The organism is Deinococcus ficus, assembly GCF_003444775.1.
Classification (GTDB): Bacteria; Deinococcota; Deinococci; order Deinococcales; family Deinococcaceae; genus Deinococcus; species Deinococcus ficus.
In genome coordinates this window covers 40828-56940 of record NZ_CP021083.1, presented here as the reverse complement: position 1 = coordinate 56940, position 16113 = coordinate 40828, and the positions used below count along the sequence as shown (strand labels likewise).

General features: G+C 71.3%; 13 protein-coding genes and 1 pseudogene. 2 read left to right on the top strand and 12 right to left on the bottom strand.

Translation table 11 applies throughout. From position 1 onward, the window contains the following. Positions 1-9: 9 nt before the first annotated feature. The 7 genes and pseudogenes from DFI_RS16795 to DFI_RS16765 form a co-directional block, all read right to left on the bottom strand. Positions 10-645, bottom strand: coding sequence for a DUF6766 family protein (locus DFI_RS16795; RefSeq protein WP_027462333.1), 636 nt, complete (start codon positions 643-645; stop codon positions 10-12). Between the two features lie 159 nt (positions 646-804). Beyond that, positions 805-948 (bottom strand): annotated as a pseudogene (locus DFI_RS16790) (addiction module toxin RelE); the annotation flags it as partial. Positions 949-978: 30 nt separating this feature from the next. Beyond that, a complete protein-coding gene (locus tag DFI_RS16785; protein WP_027462332.1) occupies positions 979-2304 on the bottom strand; it encodes an erythromycin esterase family protein in 1326 nt (441 codons plus the stop codon). A gap of 184 nt (positions 2305-2488) precedes the next feature. Further along, entirely contained in the window at positions 2489-3346 is an 858-nt protein-coding gene (locus tag DFI_RS16780) for a cyanophycinase (protein WP_043777277.1), read from the bottom strand. Continuing rightward, positions 3327-4226 carry an isoaspartyl peptidase/L-asparaginase family protein gene (locus tag DFI_RS16775; RefSeq protein WP_027462331.1) on the bottom strand — a complete coding sequence of 300 codons (900 nt, stop codon included), beginning with the start codon at positions 4224-4226 and terminating at the stop codon, positions 3327-3329. The genes DFI_RS16780 and DFI_RS16775 overlap by 20 nt, the downstream gene beginning before the upstream one ends. Beyond that, complete coding sequence (gene cphA, locus DFI_RS16770) at positions 4223-6916, bottom strand: cyanophycin synthetase (protein ID WP_118376014.1); 2694 nt, start codon at positions 6914-6916, stop codon at positions 4223-4225. Before cphA ends, DFI_RS16775 begins: the two co-directional genes overlap by 4 nt. Positions 6917-7232: 316 nt before the next feature. After that, the gene (locus DFI_RS16765; RefSeq protein ID WP_027462330.1) at positions 7233-7643 is read right to left on the bottom strand and encodes a hypothetical protein; all 411 of its coding nucleotides are present in this window, start codon (positions 7641-7643) and stop codon (positions 7233-7235) included. A gap of 600 nt (positions 7644-8243) precedes the next feature. On the opposite strand from DFI_RS16765, the gene DFI_RS16760 reads away from it, so the two are divergent. After that, positions 8244-9446 (top strand): PAS domain-containing sensor histidine kinase, encoded by a 1203-nt coding sequence (locus DFI_RS16760; RefSeq protein WP_051307552.1) that lies wholly within the window; start codon positions 8244-8246, stop codon positions 9444-9446. Between the two features lie 26 nt (positions 9447-9472). On the opposite strand, the gene DFI_RS16755 is transcribed toward DFI_RS16760, so the two are convergent. Further along, a complete protein-coding gene (locus DFI_RS16755) occupies positions 9473-11725 on the bottom strand; it encodes a family 1 glycosylhydrolase (protein WP_051307551.1) in 2253 nt (750 codons plus the stop codon). A gap of 443 nt (positions 11726-12168) precedes the next feature. Here DFI_RS16755 and DFI_RS16750 point away from each other — a divergent pair, with 443 nt between their 5' ends. Next, positions 12169-12567 carry a KGG domain-containing protein gene (locus DFI_RS16750; protein WP_027462328.1) on the top strand — a complete coding sequence of 133 codons (399 nt, stop codon included), beginning with the start codon at positions 12169-12171 and terminating at the stop codon, positions 12565-12567. 202 nt (positions 12568-12769) lie between these two features. Here DFI_RS16750 and DFI_RS16745 read toward each other — a convergent pair whose 3' ends face one another. The 4 genes from DFI_RS16745 to DFI_RS16730 all read right to left on the bottom strand — a co-directional run bounded on the left by DFI_RS16745 (position 12770) and on the right by DFI_RS16730 (position 16065). Next, positions 12770-13618: an alpha/beta hydrolase family protein gene (locus tag DFI_RS16745; protein ID WP_118376013.1), complete on the bottom strand. Its 849-nt coding sequence runs from the start codon at positions 13616-13618 to the stop codon at positions 12770-12772. Positions 13619-13620: 2 nt separating this feature from the next. After that, positions 13621-14730, bottom strand: coding sequence for an acyltransferase (locus tag DFI_RS16740; RefSeq protein ID WP_027462327.1), 1110 nt, complete (start codon positions 14728-14730; stop codon positions 13621-13623). Positions 14731-14896: 166 nt separating this feature from the next. Continuing rightward, positions 14897-15586: an SDR family oxidoreductase gene (locus tag DFI_RS16735; RefSeq protein WP_051307550.1), complete on the bottom strand. Its 690-nt coding sequence runs from the start codon at positions 15584-15586 to the stop codon at positions 14897-14899. Then, positions 15583-16065 (bottom strand): DUF2867 domain-containing protein, encoded by a 483-nt coding sequence (locus tag DFI_RS16730; RefSeq protein WP_051307549.1) that lies wholly within the window; start codon positions 16063-16065, stop codon positions 15583-15585. Before DFI_RS16730 ends, DFI_RS16735 begins: the two co-directional genes overlap by 4 nt. Positions 16066-16113 lie beyond the last annotated feature (48 nt).

The following is a 16113-nucleotide window of genomic DNA, read 5'->3' as shown; positions in this document are numbered from 1 at the left end:
CCGGGGCACTCAGGCGTCGCCGGTCTGGCTGTTCGGGGCGGTGACCGCCTTGGACTGCGACGACCCGATCTGACGCAGGAAGATGGTGAGGACCACGATGGCCGCCACCGCCAGGAACTCACTCTGCCAGTTCTGGAAGGACTCGAACCAGAATTCCGCCTCCCCCAGGAACTGCCCCAGGGTGGGGGCCTCCTGCCCGCGGGCGAGTTCCTCCAGGCGGGTCGCCCGCCAGGAGCCCAGGAGGTGCGTGCCGAACGACACCAGGAACAGGGCCAGCAGGGTGAACGTCAGGGAGTTGCGTTTCCACAGGCCCCTGACCTTGTCGTCTCGGCGTTCCTGGTCGCGTTCGGCCTGGGTCGTCTCGTCCGGGTAGGGGTTGGATTCGGCGCTGCCGCGCTGGCGCAGGTACACGGTGAACACCACGTACACCGACATCTGCAGGAATTCGCTCTCCCAGTTCTCCGCGGTGGAGGACCAGAAGTGCCCGCTGCCCAGGTACGCCCCGAGGCCCAGGGTGCGCTGGCCCCATTCCTGAAGCTCCTGGTTGTGCACGGCCCAGCCGGTGAGCGCCTGCGCCACCCAGAACGCGACGAACAGCAGCAGCAGCACCGTGGACAGGGCGTTGTTCTTCCAGAATTCCTTCATCGGATGTCCTCCTGTGGTTCCGTGCCTGTGATTGCGTTTGTGGAGTGAGCCGACCATACCGCAGGGGCCGCCCGCCCTCCCTGGTCCGGGAGGGCGGGCGGCCGGGGGCGGTCAGCCGTCTTTCGTGGAGCCGGTGTGCGTGGTGTCGGCGGATTCGGCCGTGCGGCCTTCCTCGCGGCGCTGCTTGTTCACGGTGCGCGCGGCGATCTCCTCGGCGCGTTCCTCGCTCTCGCCGCGCTCCAGTTCGCTCTGCTTGATGTGCTCGTACTGCCGCTCGTCTTTTTCACTCCAGTTTTTCGGCATGGTCGCGTCTCCTTTTAGGGGTCTTTGGGGTCACTCGCCGGTGGGGTAGGTTTCCGGGAGTTCTCCCCCGTCGTCGCCGGGCGTGGCGTCCAGCGGACTCAGGGCGGTGGTCATGTCGAAGTGCAGCACGGCGTCGTACATGGCGGCCGGGCGAGTGTGCACGTAGTGGCTCCAGCGTTCCGTGTCCGGGCGGTAGATCACGCCGATGAAGCGCTGCAGGTGCCCTTCCCCCAGCGCGGCCTGCACCTCGGGGTCGTGCATGTCCAGCCAGAAGGCGTCCTGGCCGGCCGCGTGCAACTCCTCTTCCAGGCTACCCGGCAGGGGCGGCCGGACCTGCTTGATGCGGCCGGGGGCGTCCCAGTCGTCGCTGGCGAACACGGTGCCGCCGGCGGTGGTCTGCCCGATGATGAAGGTCTGGTCCGGCCAGCGTTCCCGGGTCAGCTGCCCCAGGTTCAGTTCGCCCCGCTCCCAGCCCATGGCGCTGGCCCGGGCGTCACCCAGGTGGGAGTTGTGCGCCCAGATCACGATCCGGGCCGGTTCGCCCCGTGCGCTCAAGTGCTCGTCCAGGGCGGCGAGGGTGTCGGCCATGTGCGTGTCGCGCAGGTTCCAGGACTCGTCCCGGCCGCGGAACATGGAGCGGTAGTACGTCTCGGCGTTCAGGGCCAGCCGGGCGTTCTGCTCGGCGTGGAAGTGCTCGTCGCCGGCGAGCAGGTCCCCGCGGGTGAGTTCCGCCTCGCGGCGCTGCAGTTCGGTCAGCTGCTGCCAGGCCTGCTCCTCGCAGGGTTCGGTGACGCCGCGCTCGGTGGCGTACCCGTACAGCTGCGGGTCCGGGCCGAACATCTCGAAACAGGCGTAGCGTTCGCGGGCGCGGCGGGCGGCGTCCGGGTCCACACCCTCGAGGTAGTCCACGACGGCGTTCATGCTGCGGTGCAGGCTGTACAGGTCCAGGCCGTAGAACCCGGCGCCGTCCTGCGGGTGGCGCTCGTTGTGGTCCCGCAGCCACGCCACGAAGGCCTGGGTATCGGCGTTGCGCCACATCCATTTCGGGAAGCGCTGGAAGTCCCCCAGGGCCTCCTGCGCGGTCTGGTCGTCGCCCAGGCCGCGCACGAAGCGGTTCACGCGGTAGGCGTCCGGCCAGTCGGCCTCGACCGCCACCGCCTGAAAGCCGTGATGCTCGATGAGGTGCCGGGTGAGGCGGGCGCGTTCCCGGTAGAACTCGTGCGTGCCGTGGGACGCCTCGCCGATCAGCACGAACCGGGCGTTCCCGATGCCCCCCAGCAGGGCGTCGTAGTCGCTGCTGGCGCCGGTGATGGGCTGCGCGTGACGCTGCCAGGCGGGGCGCACCGCGCCGGTCACGGCCGGACCCCTTCGGTGCAGGCCGCGGGGCCCGCCTGTTTCGTTCCGAGGTGGAGCTTCACGTGTGGACCTCCTTCGGGTGAGCGGCGTGATGGGACGGGGCGCCGCCTGGCCTCAGCATCGGCGGGACCGGTGCAGGCCGCATGAAAGGAAGGCTGGGAAGACCTTGAGGGGGCGGGCATGGTCAGCCGCGCTCCCGGGTGGGCGCCCGGTGCGCCTCGCCCGGCTGCGGCTGGCGGCGTTTCAGGTCGAAGGCGTCCCCGGCGGACAGCACGTGCAATCTCACGTCGCTGAGGGACAGCGGCTCGTCGGTGTGGGCCTCGGCGATGTTCGAGTGGGTAATGCCGGAGCCGTCGGCGACGTACACGGCGCCGCTGCCGATCACGCGGAAGTGGCTGTTCTCCATCACGATGGCGGTGTCCTCGTCGATGCCGATGCCGAGGATGCGGGGGTTCTGCGCCACCGCGCCCAGCAGGCGGCCCATGCGGCCGCGCTCGGCGAAGTGCTGGTCGATGATGATCCCGCACACCAGCCCCAGGCCCGGCGCCATCCGGAGGTCCCCGATGCGGTACGAGGAGCGGCTGGCGCCGCCGACCAGCATGGTCTCGCACATCACCGACGCCCCGGCGGACGTGCCGGCCACCACGCCGCCCGCCTCGTAGATCTCGCGGACGCGGGCGTCCAGCGGCGTGTCCCCGATCTGGCTGGTGATGCGCACCTGGTCCCCGCCGCTGAACAGCACGCCCGCGGCGTCCGTGAGGGCCTGGAGTTTCTCGTCGTGCAGGGCCTCCTGGCGCTCGTTGACGTACAGTTCGGCGAGTTCGCCCACGCCCAGGCCGTGGAAGGCCTTCTCGTACTCCTCGAAGTACCCCTCGGGTTTGTGGGAGGCGACGGTGGCGATCACCAGTTTCTTCTCCTGCACGTGCCGCGCGACCTCGCGCAGGATCTCCCGGCGGCCTTCCTTGGCCTCGTGCCCGCCGATGATGATCAGCGTGCCCCGGCCCGGCCGGGCGCCGGCAGGTTCAGCGTTCGGCCTGGACATGCTCGCCCTCCTCAGCTTTCTTCAGGTACACCTGCGGGGCGGGCATCCCGGCGTGCTGGTATGCCACGGACATGTGCGGGGTGTTGTGCCACCACCCGAGCTGACCATCCGGCAGGGCGACCAGCCCACCGCCGTCGCCGCCCACCCGGGTCTGCATGGCTTCGAGCACCTCGCGCACCGCGGCGTCCGGGCCGGATTCGTCCACCCGGGTCAGGATGCGTGCAGCGCTGACCATGCGCGCCAGACTCTCGCCCTCGCCGCTCAGGACCACGGCGCCCACGCGGTTGTCGGCGTAGAAGCCGCAGCCGATCTGCGGGGAGTCCCCCACCCGGCCGGGCCGCTGGCCGCTGAGCCCACCGGTGGACACGCCGGCCGCCAGATGCCCCTGGCGGTCCAGGGCGACGCAGCCGACGGTGTCGTTGCGCGCCTGGGCCTGCTCGGGGCTGATCAGGTCGTCCGGGGCGCACAGTTCCGCGCCGCGTTCCGCCGCGAAGCGGCGGGCGCCCTGGGCGGCGAGCAGCACCTCCCGTTCCCGCAGCAGTTCCCGCGCCACGCTGATCGGGTGCCGCACGCCGCGCACGGCCGTGACCGCCCCGACGTCCAGCGTGACGCCGTCCATCATGGACGCGTCGAGTTCCACCTGGCCGTCGCTGTTCAGGTCGGCGCCGTACCCGGCGTTGAAGGTCGGATCGGCCTCCAGCACCCGGATGGCGGCCTCGGTAGCCTCCAGGGCCGAGCCGCCGGCTTCCAGCACCGCACGGCCGGCCTGCAGGGCGGCGCGCACCCCGTCCCGGCTGGCCTGCTGCTTTTCCGGTGGGATTTCGTGGGCGCCGCCGTGCACGATCAGTGCCCAGTGGCCTGTTCCCTGCGCGCCGCTCATGCGCCGGCCCCGGTGGCGGAGCTGGCGGGGAGGTCCGGCAGGGGGGCCAGTCCGGAGCTGTCGAAGTCGCGCACCTGCGCCCAGGAGTGCTCGACCTCGGTGGCGAGCAGCACCACCAGGTCGCCGGGCCGGGCCAGTTGCAGCGCGTGCTCCACGGCCTCGGGTTCGGACAGGATGGTGGTCATCTGTTCGGGGTCATGCCCGGCCTCCAGGGCGCCCTGAGTCACCAGACGCGCGCCCTCGCCCGCGGGACGGCCGCGGCGGTACTCGTCCTCCCGGACGATCAGGATGTCGAAGGCCTCGGCGGCCAGGGTGCCCATGCGGCGGATGTCCTCGTCGCGGCGGTCGCCGGCCACGCCCATCACCCCGATCACCCGGCCGCGGGGGGGCCGCAGGTGGGGCAACAGATCGCGCAGGTGCTCCATGCCGGAGGGGTTGTGCGCGTAGTCCAGCAGCACCCGGAAGGGATGCCCGTCGTACAGGTTCAGGCGGCCCGGGCTCTGCTCGAAGGACGTGGTGAAGGTGCTCAGGGCCGAGCGGATCACCGGCAGGTCCACGCCCTGCGCGACCGTCATGGCGACCGCGGCCAGGGCGTTCTGTACGTTCACCTGCGCGTACCCTCCCAGGGTCGCCGGGATGTCGCGGGTGCGCAGGATGGCGCGGCGCTGGCGGTCGCGGTACAGCACCAGTTCGTCGCCCAGCAGGGTGGGTTCGCGCACGACGGCGGTGCCGCCGGCGTCGATGTGGGCCTGCACGTCGGCCGAGCAGTCGGACGCGCCGCGCATGGAGAACAGCGTGACCTGCCCGCCGGCCTTGCGGCGCATGCGCAGCGTGAGGGGATCGTCAGCGTTCAGGACGCTGGTGCCGTTGTCCGTTACGACCTCCACCACCAGGGACTTGACCCAGGCGAGGTCCTCCACTGTCTCGATGCCATTGAGGCCCAGGTGGTCGGGCTGGATGTTCAGCACCGCGCCCACGTCGCAGCGGTCGAAGCCCAGGCCCTCGCGCAGGATGCCGCCGCGGGCGGTTTCCAGCACGGCGACCTCCACGGTCGGGTCGCTGAGCACCACGCGGGCGCTCTTCGGGCCGGTGGTGTCGCCGTCCAGGATGCGCTCACCATTGATGTAGACGCCATTGGACGTCGTGAGCCCCACGCGTTTCCCCGCGTGACGCAGGATGTGCGCGACCATGCGCGACGTGGTGCTCTTGCCGTTCGTGCCGGTGATCGCGATGATCGGCATGCGGCAGGGTGTGTCCTTCGGGAACAGCATGTCCAGCACGGGTCCGGCCACGTTGCGGGGTTCGCCCTCGGAGGGCTGCAGGTGCATGCGGAAGCCGGGCGCGGCGTTCACCTCCACGATCCCACCTCCGGTCTCGTGCACGGAGCGGGTGATGTCCGCCGTGATCAGGTCGATGCCGGCCACGTCCAGGCCGATCACCTGAGCGGCGCGGCGGGCGATGGTGGCGTTGTCCGGGTGAATCACGGCCGTCCGGTCGATGGCGGTCCCGCCGGTGGACAGGTTGGCGGTGTCGCACAGGAACACGACCTCGTCCGGGGCGGGCACGCTGGCCGGCGTGTGCCCGGCCCGCGCCAGGCAGGTGAGCACGTGGTCGTTGATCACGATGCGGGTCATGACGTTCTCGTGCCCGTTGCCGCGCCTGGGGTCGCGGTTGACCTCCTCGACAAGTTCCGTCACGGTGCGCGCGCCGTCGCCGACCACGTGGGCGGGCACGCGCTCGGCAGCTGCGACGACCTCCCCGCCGATCACCAGGATGCGGTGGTCGTTGCCGGGGTAGTACTGCTCGACGACCACCTCGCGGCTGTGCCGGCGGGCCTCCTCGAAGCCGCGCCGGACGTCCTCGTCGGCGGTGAGGTTCAGGGTGACGCCCCGGCCGTGGTTGCCGTCCAGGGGTTTGGTGACCACCGGGCCCCGCAGGCGCCGCGCGGCGGCCACGGCGTCCTCGGCGCTGCGCACCACCACGCCCTTCGGCACGGGCAGCCCGGCGCGGTCCAGCAGCTGCTTGGTGAGGTCCTTGTCGCTGGCGGTGGTGGTGGCGATGTGCGACGTGCGGCCCGTGATGCTCGCGCGGACGCGCTGCTGGTAACGGCCGTAGCCGAGCTGCACGAGGCTGTGGTCGTCGAGGCGCAGGTGCGGAATGCCGCGCCGCTCGGCCTCCCGGACGATGGAGTCGGTGGTGGGACCCAGCGTGAAACTGCGCGTGAGGCGGCGCAGCTCCTCCAGTTCGCCCGGGAAGTCGAAAGGAGTGTCCAGGTCAAGGCGGCTCACGCCTGGGGGCAGCAGAAGCTCCAGCCCGGTCACGCCCTGCAATTCCGGCGGCAGCAGGTGGTTGACCAGCCGCAGGGCCACCACGCCGGCGATCAGGCCCAGGCGCTCCTCCCGGTAGGTGTACAGCACGTTGTACACCCCAGGCCGGCCCTTGACCGAGCGGGTCTTGCCGTACGTGACGCGCCCCCCGGCGAGGTTCTGAAGTTCCAGCGCGACGTGCTCGGTGACGTGGCCCAGCCACGTGCCGTCCTGGAGGCGGCGCACGAATCCGCCGGGCTCGCGGTAGCAGCAGCCGTGCTCCTGCAGGGACGGCAGGAGGTCCAGCAGGCGGTCCGTGAAGCCGGGCAGCCGGCTGGTGGGGTAGTCCTCCAGCGCGCCGAGATCGAGCTGGAAGCGGATCATGGGGTCATAGCCTTAGATGTTGGGGCCGCGGTAGATCTGTTTTTCCAGCACCCGCTGAGGAGATGAGGTGCCGGGCGCGCTGGAAAGCGCGCCCAGGGAAGGCATGGATTGGGTCATGTGGGGTCTCCTGGACCACGCCTGAGGTGGTCTGGAGGAAAGGTAGGGCGCCGGCTGGGCCGGTTTTTTCCGTTTGGCTCTCGCCGGGTTTCGCCAAAGCGATCACTCTGCGAGAGCCGCGTGAACGCGCCTTCATCTGCGCGGCCGGGGCCCGTCCGGCCGGGCGTCAGAGGACCAGGAGAGGCGTGGTGATCAGGCCCTAACCGGCTCCCTTCAGCCCCGGGTGGTGGTTTGGAGCGGCATGCGGCCAGTCGGTGAGGCCGTGCGTGAGACCATACGCGAGCAGCACCATGAGGAAGTACGTGCGGTCCGCACGCCGGGCCAGGCGGCCCGTGCCGATCAGCAGGACCAGCAGCACGGGAAAACTCAGGCGTTCCAGCTGGCGGTGCCGCGCGGGCGTCAGGTCACGGGACCGGTGGACCGGGTAGGGGTAGTCGGTGGCCGATCCGATCAGCAGGCCTGCGCCAGCCAGGCCCGCCGAAACGGCCACGCTGGCCGGCTGCAACCGCAGGAGGCGAGGTGCGAGCAGCATGACGACCACGGACACGAAGTCGATGTGGGCGTGCACGCTCAGGGAGAGCGGTCTTCGGGACAGCAGCGGGCGCATCATGGGGCCTCCCGGAGGGAATCGCCGTGCGGGTCGGCGGGGCAGGACTCCAGGGCGAGCGTGGCCAGGGTGAGGTGACGCCCCTACTGTGGAGCCGGGCCCTCCCGGGCAGATGGAGGGAACCGCACCGCGCATTCGGGAAATCCGGTGACCGTCTGAGGGAAGACACAAGAATCCTTCATTGCAACTACATTCTGATAGATAAGCATGCTCCGATAAGGGCAACGTCGCCTGAGACGCCTGCCTCACGCATCCTCAGCGGCGGCAACCCCAGAAAATGAAGATGTCTTCATTAAAATCAAGAACGACCAAACACTCAGGTGTAGATCCGGCCACGTCTCCCTCATGAACCGAACAGCTTCCCGCACGAAAGTGCAGAGGTCGCTCCAAGCAGACGGAAGCAGAACAGGACGAGCAGGGCACCGGCAGCCACAGGGCGGCCCCCCGTTCCGGGAGACTGAACATGAACAGGCGCACGATGCAGAGACTGACATGGGCCCCCGACCGGGCCGGGCACACCGGCATTCCCCTCCTCACCCTCCGGGCCCACCGTCAGACCCAGCCTCTTACCCCGAACCAGCTATTCACTGTGGAAGGCCAGTCATGACGCGGGACGCCCTCCCCTCCGGGTCTGCCCCGGCCGTGGCCGATGACCAGATCACGGTGCTCGAAGCCCGCATCCAGGCCCTTCAGGCCTCGGCCGAGCAGACCCTCGCCCTGTTCCTCGAAGCGCCCCAGGCCGCGTTTCTCGTGACGCCGCAGGGCCGGATCGTGCAGGCCAACCTGGCCGGCGCGGCCCTGCTGGGCTCAGGTGCGCACGTCCTCAAAGGCCGCCCGCTGTCCGCGTCGGTCGCCCCGTCCAGCCAGGCGGCGCTGGCGGCCCTGCTGGGCCGGGTCTTCGGCGGACAGGGCCGCCAGACGGCCGAAGTGCAGCTCGCCGCGCCTCAGGGTACGCCCCTGCACGTTCTGCTCACCGCGGCCCCGCACCTCCGTGACGGCGAGGGGGAGCCGCTGTGCCAGATCAGCGTCACGGACGTCAGCGCCTTCAAAGCCGCGCATCAGGTGCTGCTGGAAACCACGCAGCAGCAGGACCTTCACCTGCAGCAGCTCGCCGCCCGGCACCGCCAGCTCGGCGAGGAATTCCGGATGCTGACCCTGACCTCCGAACGGATCCTGAGCGGCGCCGTGGACCGCGCCCAGACCCTGCTGACGCAGGCCGGCACCGAGACCGACCCTGACAAGCGTCAGGGGATGCTGGGGGACGCCAGCGCGGCCCTGCACCAGACGCAGACCGTCCTGGATGCCGTCAAGGGGTACATGCAGGCCCGCGCCATGCGGACGCGGGTGCGCGCCGTGGACCTCAACCGGGTGCTGCGCGACGTGCTGCGCGACACGGCGGCGCAGACCGCCGGCCGCCACGTTCAGGTCACGCCCACCGCCCTGCCCACGGTGCAGGGGGACGTCCAGGTCCTGCGCCTGATCTTGCACGAATACGTCACGAACGCCCTGAAGTTCACCCGGCCACGCGCCACCGCCGAACTGCGCTTCCTGCTGCAGGAGACCGGCACGGAGTACTGGGTGGGCCTTCAGGACAACGGCGTGGGCTTCAACATGCGCCAGAAAGACCGCATCTTCGAACTGTTCGGCCGCCTGCACGCCCCGGAAACGTACGAGGGCACCGGCCTGGGGCTGGCGGTCGTGCGGCAGCTGTGCGAACGCTGCGGCGGCCGCGCCTGGGCGGAAGGGAAGGTGGACCAGGGCGCCACCTTCTGGTTCGCCTGGCCCAAGGCGCCGCGCCCGGGCTGAGCCGTCCCAACCCTGGGTCCGTCGGCTTACACCCTGAGGGAACCGGCCCGGGTCCGCTCGCGCTGCCCATCCCAGCGGTCCGGGGCGGGAAGGGGCGGGGCCTCGGCCTGCCACTGCCGCAGGGCGCACTCGAAGTCCGGCATCAGCCAGGCGCGTTCACTGTCCAGCACGCTCTGACGGGGCCGCGCAGCCCGCTGGCCCAGGCGCGCGGCGGGCACGGCGTCCAGCAGGCCGGCGTCCAGGTCCAGCAGGTCGGCCACCTGCCGCGCCCATGCGGCCCAGGTCACGGCGCCCCGGTTTGCCAGATGCCACACGCCCGCCGCGCCGTCGATCAGCAGGTCCAGCGCGGCGCGGGTCAGGTGCGGCACGTAGGTGGGGGACACGGTCTGGTCACTGGCGACCGGCATGCGCCGCCCGGCGCTCAGCTCCCGGCGCACCACGTGCGCGAAGTTGTGCTCGTCCCAGGGTCCGAAGAAGGCGCTGGTGCGCACGACCAGCGCGCCCGGATGGGACGCGAGGACCGCCGCCTCCGCCTGGCATTTGCTGCGGCCATAGGCGTTCAGAGGGTGCGGCCGGTCCCCTTCCACGTAAGGGCCGTCCTTGCGGCCGTCGAACACCAGGTCGCTGGAGAAGGTCAGCAGCGAGACGCCCCGCCCGGCGCAGGCGCGGGCCAGGACGGCCGGCCCGTGCGCGTTCTCCCGTTCGTTGCGCGGGTCCCCCTCGGCGTCGTCCACCCGCACGTACCCGGCAGCGTTGATGACTGCCCAGGGCCGCCAGTGATCCAATGCGGAGCGCACGGAGGCCGGGTCGGCGATGTCCAGTTGCGCGCGGGAGCACAGCACGTGCGGCAGGCCCCGCTCCACGCAGGCCCGCGCGAAGGCCTGTCCCAGCGTGCCGGTCGCGCCGGTGATCAGGATGGGCGGACCCTGCACGTCCTCCCCGGTCACCTCGCCTTCCGGCGGGTACAGCAGCCGTCCAGGGCGGCGCCACCAGCCCGGGCCGGCCAGCACCGGGTGGGACGGCGCCTGCCCGGCCGCCAGTTCCCGCGCCAGGGTCACCAGGGCCGTCGGGCGGGGCACGGGGGCGCGCACGTCCCACAGGCCGCTCTCGTAGTAACCGTCCCGGCGGGTCAGCAGGCTGTTCCACTCGTACGCGCCGAAGGCCGCCCAGGCGGTCAGGGCCCGCACGTCCACGCCTTCCTCCCGGGCCTGCCGGGCATCCTGCCAGCAGTCCAGCAGCCAGCGCAGCTGTTCCTCGCGGGTGCAGTCCAGGTGTGTTTCCGTGATCGCGAGCGGCAGGCCGTACCGGGCGTGCGCTTCACGCAGGCGTTCCAGGCACACGCCCAGGCGCGCGCCGCGCACCCGCACCGCCTCCACGTCCGCGTACGTGACGCGCCCGTTGCTGCCGTGCGCGTGGTTGGGGTAGCGCTCCACCCGCTCGTCCAGGAAGCGTTCGCTGGTGACGTACACGTTCAGGCCCAGCACGTCCGGCGGGCAGCGGTGCTCCTGGAACCATTCCAGTTCCCCGGGCGTCGCGCCGCACCACAGCAGGTAGCCCCACATGGGATGGTCGGGCGTGACCCGCCCGAGCAGCAGGTCGAAGGTCAGCCAGCGCCGCTCGTTCTCGAACTCGGCCTGATCGGCCAGCAGCGGCGTGCTGAACACGCGGCCCAGGTCCTCGGTCTGCACGAGCTGCGCGTTGGGGGTCACCTCCCGGATCGCCTGCATGCTCAGTACCGTGGCGCGCAGCTCGTGCTTCAGCGCCAACCAGAAACTCTGCTCGTCCCGGCCGTGCGGGTACCAGTGACCGTACAGGCCGGAAAACCGGGCGGTGGTCAGCGGCTCGTTCACGGGCGTGAAGGCGGTCACGTCCGTGTACCGCTGCGCGACCGCCCGGGCGTACTCGGTCAGGCCCTGCTCGAAGCCCGGGTCCAGCAGGTTGGTGTGCACCGGCCCGCTGCCGTGATGCACCAGACCCAGGATCGGGGCCACGCCCCGCTCAGTCAGGCGGGCGAGCCGGGCGTCGGCCCAGCGCCAGTCGGCCCGGTCCAGGCCGTCCGGCGCCGTGCGCTCCCACAGCAGCGGGAAGCGAACCGCCTGCACGCCCAGCGACGCGAGGCGGTCCACGTCCTCCAGCCGCGTGTCGAACCCGCTCAGGGCGAGCTGGTCCATCAGGTCGTCCCCCACCCGGCTGACCGTGGGTTCCACCCCGGCCCACAGGGCCAGGGGACGGGGCGGGGCGGGAGCGCCTTGGAACGGGTCGGGCGGAAACAGCAACATGAACGGATTCTCCGGTCCCTCTGTTCCCATCAGGCCAGAGTTGAGCGCGAAGGCGTTAGGACGATTCAACGTACAGATGTGAATTCCCCCAGCGGAACCTGAAGAGGCCGAGGCCGCTTGAACCCAGGACAGCTGAACCGGGGAGGCCGTTCAGGGGCGAGGGCCGGAGGGGCCGGAGAGCGCGTAAAGAGAACTTCACCCAATTCGGGAGGGGAGCGCAGATTGCGTCCCGCCCCTCTTACGCCGCCTGTCATCGCCGGGGCGGACTCAGGGGGGAGATTGGGCGTGGCCCGTGAAAGCCGCGGGTACTCACACCGGGACACTGCTCCCAAGGAGGCAACGAAATGGCTGGCAACAACGGTGGAAATAACGGCGGCGGCAACAACGGCAACGGTGGCAACAATGGTGGCGGTGGCGGAAACGGCGGACGCGGGTTCGCCGGGATGGATCCCGAGCGTCAGCGCGAGATCGCCAGCGAGGGTGGACGCGCCGCGCACGAGAGCGGCAACGCCCACGAGTTCACATCCGAGGAAGCCCGCGAGGCCGGCCGCAAGGGCGGCGAGGCCGTCAGCCAGGACCGTGAGCACATGGCCGAGATCGGCCGCAAGGGGGGCGAGGCCTCCCACGGCGGCGGGAACGGCGGTGGCGGCAACGGCGGCGGTCAGGGCGGCAACCAGGGTGGTGGCGGCCAGGGCGGTGGGAACAGCGGCGGGGGCCAGGGTGGCGGCGGAAATAGCGGCGGCCAGGGTGGTGGCGGCGGGGGCAACAGTGGGGGCGGCCAGCGCGGCGGCTCCAGTGAGCAGCATGCCGAAGCCGGACGCCAGAGCCACAAGAACGACTGAGCCCGGCAACCGACGAGACCTGAACCGGGCGGCCACGGTGGTGTGGCCGTCAGGTTTCAGGTCACGCGCCCCCTGGCAGCACGCATGTGCGGGCTGATCGCAGGCCACTCGCCGGTTCGAGTCCGGCGGCCCGCTCCAGACCCCTTCCCCGGCCACCCTTCACCGCTGAGAGAAGGAGCGGCCGGGTGGCCGCTTTCCTGTTTCAGCGTCGGCGGACGAGCACCTCGGCCTGCTGCTCCAGACGCTCAAAGAACGTGCGCAGCGTCTCGCCCATCTGCAGCGTGAAGCGGTTCCCGCCCAGGTGCGGGCCGGTGAGGCGCACGTGCTGGCTGAAGGTCACGTCACCGTGCCCGGCGAGCAATTCACTGTTCTGCAGGGGGCTGACGACCTTGTCGTCCATGCTGGAGGTGAGAACCAGCGGCAGGGGTGGGAGTTGCAGCGCGAGGTGCAGGGGGTCCTGCTCCTCGATGAGCTTCAGGTCCGCGGCCGGGCCGTACGCCTCACGGATCTCCTGCTGCCGGGAGGGGGCGCTGTGCCAGGCGGCCACGAGGTTCACCCAGGGGTCGATGAGGGCCACGCCGCTGACCGCGTACGGTCCGCCCGGCAGGGTGCTGCGCAGGGCCATCAGGCCGCCCATACTGATCCCGAGCGCGTAGGTCCGGCCGTTCCACATGAACGCCTGCCGGGCCTGCTGGTGGGCCTTGCCGGCGTGCTTGAGGCCCTGGGGGCTGCCCCAGGTGGTGGGGCCGCCGTCGCTGCTGAGCAGCATGGCGAAGTTCCCGGCCAGCAAGGTGTCGCGCAGGCGCGTGAATTCCGGGCTGTCCCGCAGGCGTTCGGGCGTCTGGGCGCGCGGGTGGGACACGACGATCAGGGCGCAGGAGAACTGCTGGCAGTGGGCGGGCACGGCCAGCAGTGATGGGGCGGCGCTGGAGCCCACGGTGGTCCAGGTGACGGGGTCGGCGGGCCGTTTCTGCGCGGCGGCCGGCAGGGCCAGGGTGAGCGTGGTGGCGAGAGCGGCGAGGAAGGTCAGCGGCCGGGCGGGTGGGATCACCGTCACCTGCCGAACAGCGCGCGGGACAGCGCGGGGAGTCTGAGCAGGCCGTGCCCGGTCAGGGCGGTGAGCAGCAGGGCGCCGAGTCCGAACGCCGTCACCGTGACGACGCGCTGCGTGCCGCTGCCGTGCGGCGGCCACCACTGCTCTGCCAGTTGCAGCAGCGGCGGGTGCAGCAGGTAAATTTGCAGGCTGACCATACCGAACCACGCTACCACCGCCCCCACGCGCCCGGTTAGCCCCCCCCAGGTGCGGCACAGGCCGTACAGCATGACCGCGCTGAAGGTGGTGAACAGCCACGCGCTGACGCTGTATGTCATGGGCACCACCGGCTGCCCGGAGAGCGAGGCCACGCCCTGCGGCACGTACGCGGCCGCGGCGGCCAGCAGCAGGCCGGTCAGCAGCAGTCGGTGGCGGCGGAACCAGTCTGGGAACTCGTCGTGCCGCGCGGCGACGGCCACGCCGACGATCAGGGGAAACAGGTACCAGGTAATGTGGCTGGCCGGGAAGGCCAGGTGCCACCAGTGGCGGTTCAGGAAGTAAACGCCGACCTGCGCGGCGAACCCCAGGCCGACCGCCACCCACAGCGGTGGCCGCAGCCGCGCGAGCCCCAGGAACAGTGGCAGGATCAGGTAGGCTTCCAGCGCCACCAGCAGGAAGTACAGGTGGTAGCTGGCCTTGCCCTGCGTGAGGTACAGCGCCCAGCGGTCGGGGTCGGTGAGGGTGTCCGGGGGGCGCAGGCCCAGCAGGACGTACCAGCCCATGAACAGCGTGCTCCACAGCAGGTACGGCCATGCGCCGCGCGTGAGGCGCCGCCACAGGTACCGTTTGAAGTCGGGCGCGCGCAGCAGGCTGCGGGTGAGGAGCACCGCCGTGAGGAACAGGAAGGCCGGGACCGCGAAGTGCAGGGTGCGGTTCACCACCGCGAGCATGGTGTACAGCGGCCATTCGGGCTGCATGTACCGCAGCGCCAGGCCGCTGCCGTGGTGGGAGACGACCTCCAGGATCGCCAGCCCCCGGAACGTGTTCACGACGCCCGGGTGCGTGGCCGAGGCGGCCGGCGCAGCGGACGGGGAAACACTGGGTTCGAGGGCAGGGGTCTGGGCGGTCATTCCTGAAAATTGTCGCAGGGGGCAGGTGATCACCTGCCCCCTGAGCCTTGTGCGGAGCTTGATGTCGAACGCCCGGGGGCCGGGCAGCCGCACCACTATCCGCACCCTCTGGGAATGCCCGCTGAGGGCCAGCTGAGGCTCCGCTGAGGGACGGCGCCCCGCGGCGTCAGGGGACCGGCCCGCAGGCCCGCCCGTGCTGCCACGCCCGGAAGAGCGGCAGCGGCAGGGGGAGCGGCAGGGTCAGCCCGCCGCGGGCGCGCGCCACGTCGTCCAGGCGCACCGACTGCGGACCGCACAGGTCCGGGACGCGGCCTTGCGGGCCCTGCCGGGCGAGGTCGGCGAGCCGCTCGGCGGCGGCCCGGGCGGGCAGGGGTTGCAGCGTCACGCCGGTCGGCACAAGTTGCAGCGGCCCGAGGCGGAGCATGCCCAGCAGCCCGTCCAGAAACTCCGTGAACTGCGTGGCGCGCAGGATGGTCAGGGGCAGGCCGCTGCCTTCCAGCAGCGCCTCGCAGCGCAGCTTCTCGGCGTAGTACGGCGCAGCCTGCATGCGTTCCAGTCCCACGATGCTCATGTACAGCACGTGGCGGGAGCCGGCCGCCTGCGCGGCCTGGATGACGTGGCGGGTCATGCGCTCGTCCTGCCCGGGTTTCAGGGCGTTCGTGGCGAGGTGGATGACGGTGTCCACACCGGCGAGGTCCGGGGGGCCCTGCAGCAGGTCGTGCGGGGTCCAGGTCAGGTGGGGGCCGGACGGGCCGGCGCGGCGGCCCAGCGCGGTGACGGCCGTGTGCGGCGTGAGGAGGGGCAGGAGGGCGCGGCCGAGCTGGCCGCCGGCGCCCGTGACGAGGACGCGGGTCATGAGGCGTTCCGGGCGGCGCGGCGCAGCATGGCCCGCACCACGAGCTCGTGAAAGGGCTGGATCAGGGCGAAGTACACCCGGCCGAGCCGGTTGTGGTACTGCACGACCGTGACCACCCGGTAGCGGTAGCGGCGGGCGGTGCCGGGGGTCTGGAGCACGGCCAGCCGGGCGGTGAGGTGGGCTTCGGTGGCGCCGGCCAGCCAGTGGGTGGGCCCGGCGTCCTCCACGGTGAAGAAGGCGGCCTGCTCGCCGGGCCGGGTGGGGACGCGCGGGCGGGCGCCGCGCGGAGGCACGCCGGTGCGGTGCCCGGCGAGGCCCAGCAGGACCCGGCGCAGGTGGTACAGCGCGGTCAGCCAGGGCGGCTGGAAGGTCAGCAGTTCCTCGATTAAGGGCAGCAGGGGCCGGTCCGCTTCGGTGCTCAGGGCGTCCATGTGGTCGGCGTGGCCCAGGGCCGCGGTCAGGGAGGCGGGCAGGGTCACGCGCGCCGCCGGTCGGTGAGGGCGGGCGGCAGGGTGGGGACCGGGCGG